We start from the raw sequence: 5,762 nt of genomic DNA, 5'->3' as shown, positions 1-5,762 counted from the left end.
CACCTACGACAGCAACCACCGCATGCTGACCATGCAGGACCGACGCGGGCATGTATGGGTGACCAACCAGTACGACGCCAACGGGCGCGTGAGCCAGCAAACCTACGCCGACAACAGCTCCTACCAGTTTGCCTACACCACCGACAGCAACAACAACGTCACCGCGACCACCGTCACCGACCCCAACGGCAACCAGGAACAGGTCGCGTTCGATCCGGTGAGCGGTTATCCCAGCAGTGACACGCAGGCCTACGGCACCCCGCTAGCCCAGACCACGACATTCAACCGCGAACCGTCCGGCCTGGTCGACAGCATGACCGACGCGCTGGGCCGCACCACCGCGTATACGCACGATGCGTGGGGCAACGTCACCAGCGTCACGCAGCTGTCCGGCACGTCGAATGCCGTCACCACCCAGTTCACCTACACCAGCGACTACAACCAGCTGGCCTCGGTGACCGATCCGCTTAACCACACCATCACCTTCAGCTACACCAACGGCTGCCTCACGCAAATCACCGATGCGCTGGGTCACAGCACGACCATCCAATGCAACAGCGCCGGCGAGCCGACCGCGGTGCAGGATGCGTTGGGCCACACCGCGCAGTTGGGCTACCAAGGCTACGACCTGCAAAGCCTCACCGATCCACTCAACCGCACCACGAACTACGTGGTGGATACGCTGGGCCGACGCATCGCCACGCGCGATGCGCTGGGCAACGTCACGCTGACCCAGTACGACAGCAACGACCGCGTCACCGCCGTCACCGACGCGCTCAACCAGACCACCACGCTGGCCTACGACGGCAACGGCAACCTCACCAGCGTGACGCTCCCCAACACCGGCGTGATCCACTACAGCTACGACACCCGCAATCGCCTGATCACGCGCACCGATGCGCTGAACCAGAGCGAGTCGTGGACGTACAACGGGCTGGGCCAGGTGCTCAGCCACACCGACCGCAAAGGGCAGCTCACCGACATCAGCTACGACGCGCTCAACCGCCGCAGCCTGGTGTCCTATGCCGATGGCTCCGGCCTCCAGGCCACCTATGACGCGGGCAATCGCCTGACCAGCCTGGTCGATTCCAGCAGCGGCACGCTCAGTTGGGGCTACGACGGCCTGGATCGGGTGACCAGCACCAGCAGCCCGCAAGGCAGCGTCAGCTACACCTACGACGCGGCCGGCCGGCGCACCAGCATGACCCCCGCGGCGCAAGCCACCGCCACCTACAGCTACGACAACGCCAACCGCCTGAGCGGCATCACCCAGGGCAGCGAAACGGTGCAGCTGGCCTACGACGCCGATAATCGACGCACCACGCTGACCTTGCCCAACGGCATCACCGTCAATTATGGCTACGACACGGCGAGCGAGTTGACCGGGCTGACCTACAACCAAGGCAACGGCACAACGCTGGGCAGCCTCACGTATGCCTACGACGCGGACGGGCGCATCGTCAGCAAGGGCGGCAGCTTCGCCACCGATGTGTTGCCGACGGCGACCACGCAGGCGGCGACGTTTGACCTCAATGACCGGGAGACGAGTTTCAATGGTGCGGCGTTGACCTACGATGCCGATGGTAATTTGACCAGTGATGGGACCAATACCTATACGTGGAATGCGAGGAATCAGCTGACGCAGATCAGCCAGAACGGCAGTGCCCAGTTGAGCTTCAGCTATGACGCGTTGGGTCGGCGCATCGCCAAGAACGTGCAGGGGACAGTGACGCAGTTCCTGTATGACGGAGACAATGCGGTGCAGGAGACACAAGGCAGCACCGTCAACCCGATACTTACCGGCCTTGGTGTCGACGAGCGTTACGCACGCAACGATGTGACAGGACGAACGTACTTCCTGACGGATGCACTCAACAGCACGATTGCGTTGACAGACCCAACGGGTGCACTCAAAGAGCAGTACAGCTATGACCCGTATGGCAACGTGACGGCTAGCGACACGACGACGGGGTTCACGAATCCGTACCAGTACACCGGAAGAGAGGCCGATACAGCAGGTCTGTATTACTACCGGGCGCGTTATTACAGCCCGATGATGGCTGGCTTTATCAGTGAGGACCCAATCACGTTTGGGGGTGGCCAGCTGAGTTTCTACGGCTACACCGGCGGGGATCCGATCATGTATCGTGATCCAAGTGGTCGTGATTTTATTACAGCTCTCATAGGTGGTGTTGCCGGTGGCTTAGCTGGCTATGAGGCTGGAGGCTGGCAAGGAGCTGTAGCCGGGGCTGTAATTGGGGGTGCTGTCGGATTTATTGCGCCGCAGTTCTCTGCGGCTGCTGCTACGTGGGCAGGTGAAGGAATTGCCGGCATGCTTGCTGGTGCCGGAACGACTGTAGGACTTGGGGCAGCAACTGGAGCTGCATCTACCGTTGCAGGTAACGAGCTTTATGACTTGACGCGATCTCACTGCCAAAAAGCCAAAGCTTGGGATGATGATATTGGGTACGGAACTGCCTTGGGTGCCATGGCTCCGTTAATGAGCGGCGAAGCATTTGCCGCTGGTGCTGGTGAAGCGGTTGTTGGTGGTACGGCATCAAATGTCTTTTCCGGACTCACAGGTGCTGCCAATGCCGTCGGAACAGCTCTGGACCCTAAAGCAGATCACGGTTTTCGCTCATCAAGCGAAAGTGATTGTGGGTGTCAACAGTAAAGAGAAGGCATATGAGTGCAACGTCATCAAGAATTTTCAAATTTAAGGGGTTTATCCCTGCCTTTACAGTATTAATGTTCTTTGTTGCGCTGTGGATATTGTTTGCCATTACGATACCTTTGACGGGTGGCGGCATTGGTGGGTCTGCTTTTTGCCTATTGGTCGCAGCGTTGCTGCTGTTACTAGGCAGAGTGTTTTTGATCGGAAAATCGGATGTCGTTCTCGATGATAAATACATATCAAGGGTTTTTTTAGGAAAAGTGATCCAACGTATTCCATGGATTGGAGTTCAGCGCATCGTCGTTTATCCCATTCGAGCGGCGGGGGTAAAACGTAATGTGACTGCTTACAACATCTTTGCGTCAGCTTCCTCGGGTAACGAGACAAAGACCCGAAAGATCTATTTCAATGACCAGTCCACGGATCTGAAGGAGCTTATAGAGCTTCTCAACTTTTACACTGCGAAGTATCAGATCAGAGTCGAGCATGTATCGGACGGTCGTACTACGATCAAAAACGCACTCTAGTCGCATTGTCATGTCATGAGTAAACACCTATACGTGGAATGCCATAAACCAGCTCACACAGATCAGTCAGAACGGCAATGCTCAGTTGAGCTTCAGCTATGACGCGTTGGGTCGGCGCATCGCCAAGAACGTGCAGGGTACGGTGACGCAGTTCCTGTATGACGGAGACAATGCGGTGCAGGAGACACAAGGCGATGCCATTACACCGAAAGCAATCTGATTTTGCGTACTGCCGATGTCTTCACAAATTCTTCATGTGGCATCTGATGCCATGGAGCGGTGACTTCACGCCCTTTTCACCTATAGACGGGGCGTGTCTAAGCGCTGGGGCTCTTGGGTCGAGACAAAGCTTGCCGCTTCCGAAGGATCGGCAGAAGGGAATGCGTGTATGGAGCGGCAGGGAAACGGAAGGGGTGCAGTGGGTGCAACTTTCGGTGCGGTCAGCGCGGCTCGATGGCATCGAAATGCATCTCGGTGCCGTTTAAGCACACCACTGGCGTGGTTCCTGTATTGCGTACTTTGGGCCTGCGGTGTCGGGCATGCGCAATCGACCAACTACGTGCACGACGCCAACGGTCGTGTGGTTGCAGTGACTGCGAACAACGGGACCAGTGTCCAGTACAGTTACGACTCGCTCGGGCATGCCAGTCAGATCAGTGCGCCGTTGTCTTCCGGGCAACTGGCCATCTTCGCCTTTATGCCCACGCACGGCGTCACCGACACGCAGGTCTCGATCGAAGGTCAAGGCTTTAGTGGCAACGCGGCCAACGACAGTGTGAGCTTCAATGGCGCTGCGGCGACTGTGCTCTCAGCATCGGCCACCCAATTGGTTGTAGATGTTCCGAGCGGTGCAACAACAGGGCCGATCACCGTCACCGTGGCTGGTCAGTCAGCAACCAGTGCAACCCCATTTGTAATCGACGACACTGGAGCTCCTCCCGCGATTGCCCAAGTCAGTCCTCTAATCGTCGCAGTAGGTGGTGCGGTCACGGTAACCGGTACGCATCTCAATCCAATAGCAAACGCTACCACTACTCAAATGGGAGGCGTGGATATGCTGTCGGTGTTGTCTCAGACCGATACCCAAGTGCAGTACACCGTGCCAAGCAATGCGGTGAGTGGTCATGTGACAGTGAATACACCGTACGGCAGTGCCACGAGTGCCGTACCGGTGGCGGTATTGCCCAGTAACATTGCTAGTGAAGTCAATGGCGCTCCTGCCAGCTACCTCGCGGCGATTGGAAACGCGGTGAGCTTCAGCACGGGTGCAGCGGGACAAAGTGGCGTTCTGACCTTCGATGCAGCGCCAGGGGACAATGACGAATTGACCCTCAACGGCATCACCATCACCGGTTCGAGTAGTACGCAAGTCAAAGTCACCGTTTATGGACCCACGGGTACGGTGGTCTCCTCACCGTCCTGTTACACCACTAATCCCGGAGCCACCTGTCGCATCGCGTTATGGAACCTCGCTCCCGGCACTTACACGGCCGTGGTGTCGCCGGTGGATATAAGCAGCATTATTGGCTTTAACGCGATGGTAGAGCCGGATGTCATCGGTCCATCACTTGCTGCCAATACACCAACTGCGGTCAATTTGGCGACGGGGCAATTGGAGCGCTTCACCTTCCATGCCAACGCCGGAGATACCTACGCACTGCAGTTGTCGGGTGTGAGCACGATACCGACCAATCAGACGATGACGGTGTACGTCTACAGCCCCCTGTCCACGCCGATCACGGTTTCGAATTACTACACCAGCTTCGTCGTGACCAGTTCCTCGACCATCAATCTTTCCAACTTGCCGGCCAGCGGTACCTATACCGTCGTGGTGTTCACGAACGGTATCCCAGGGAGCGGTCAGTTAAAATTGGTATCGGGCGTCACAGGTACCGTGACAACTGGTGGCGCGGCCCAAAGTTATACCACCGGTGCGTCAGGGCAGAATGCTTACCTGACGTTTGGTGCAAATGCCGGCGACAACCTGGAATTTACGTTGAGCAATATCAGCGTGACGGGTGGTAACGGCAATTTGGGTGTCAGCATCTATAACGCTGCCGGCACACAAATCACCAGCAGTGGCTGTTCCAGCGCCAATCCCGGTTCGGATTGCCGAATATTCTTATGGAACATGGCTGCAGGTACGTATTCCGTCGTCGTGTCACCAGCGAGTGGTGGCATCATGACGTTCAACGCATTGTTGCAACCGGACATCGTAGGGCCGACGTTAACCGCCAATACACCGGCGGCTATTAGCTTGAGCACCGGTCAAGTCGAACGATTGACTTTCAATGCTACCGCTGGCGAAACGTTGGCATTGAATCTCTCCGGTGTGAGCACGACGCCAGCGGGACAGGATCTCTACGTCGTCGTCTATCGCCCTGATGTGGGGACCATCACCCCGACCGGTGACTACACTTATTTCGACACCACCAGTTCACAAACATTAAATCTGTCGAATCTACCTGTCAGTGGGACTTACACCGTTGTGGTGGATAGCACGGATGGCGTTCCAGCAAGTGGTCAATTGACGTTGATACCGGGTGTCACAGGTACCGTGA

The 5,762-nt window shown here is 57.1% G+C and carries 3 protein-coding genes and 1 pseudogene; all 4 read left to right on the top strand.

The window, feature by feature from the left end:
* Positions 1-2,674, top strand: a 2,674-nt coding sequence (locus tag AC4HNJ_RS21385) for an RHS repeat-associated core domain-containing protein (RefSeq protein ID WP_490481645.1), incomplete at its 5' end; no start/stop codon positions are given.
* 11 nt (positions 2,675-2,685) lie between these two features.
* Entirely contained in the window at positions 2,686-3,201 is a 516-nt protein-coding gene (locus tag AC4HNJ_RS21380) for a hypothetical protein (RefSeq protein ID WP_490481644.1), read from the top strand.
* Between the two features lie 37 nt (positions 3,202-3,238).
* Positions 3,239-3,421 (top strand): annotated as a pseudogene (locus tag AC4HNJ_RS21375) (hypothetical protein); the annotation flags it as partial.
* A 198-nt stretch (positions 3,422-3,619) separates the two neighbouring features.
* On the top strand, positions 3,620-5,762 hold a 2,143-nt coding region (locus tag AC4HNJ_RS21370; RefSeq protein ID WP_490481643.1), incomplete at its 3' end, for an IPT/TIG domain-containing protein.

Source organism: Dyella sp. SYSU CM1112, assembly GCF_058216415.1.
The sequence above is the reverse complement of the archived record's forward strand: the minus strand, read 5'-3'. Positions and strand labels throughout refer to the sequence as shown.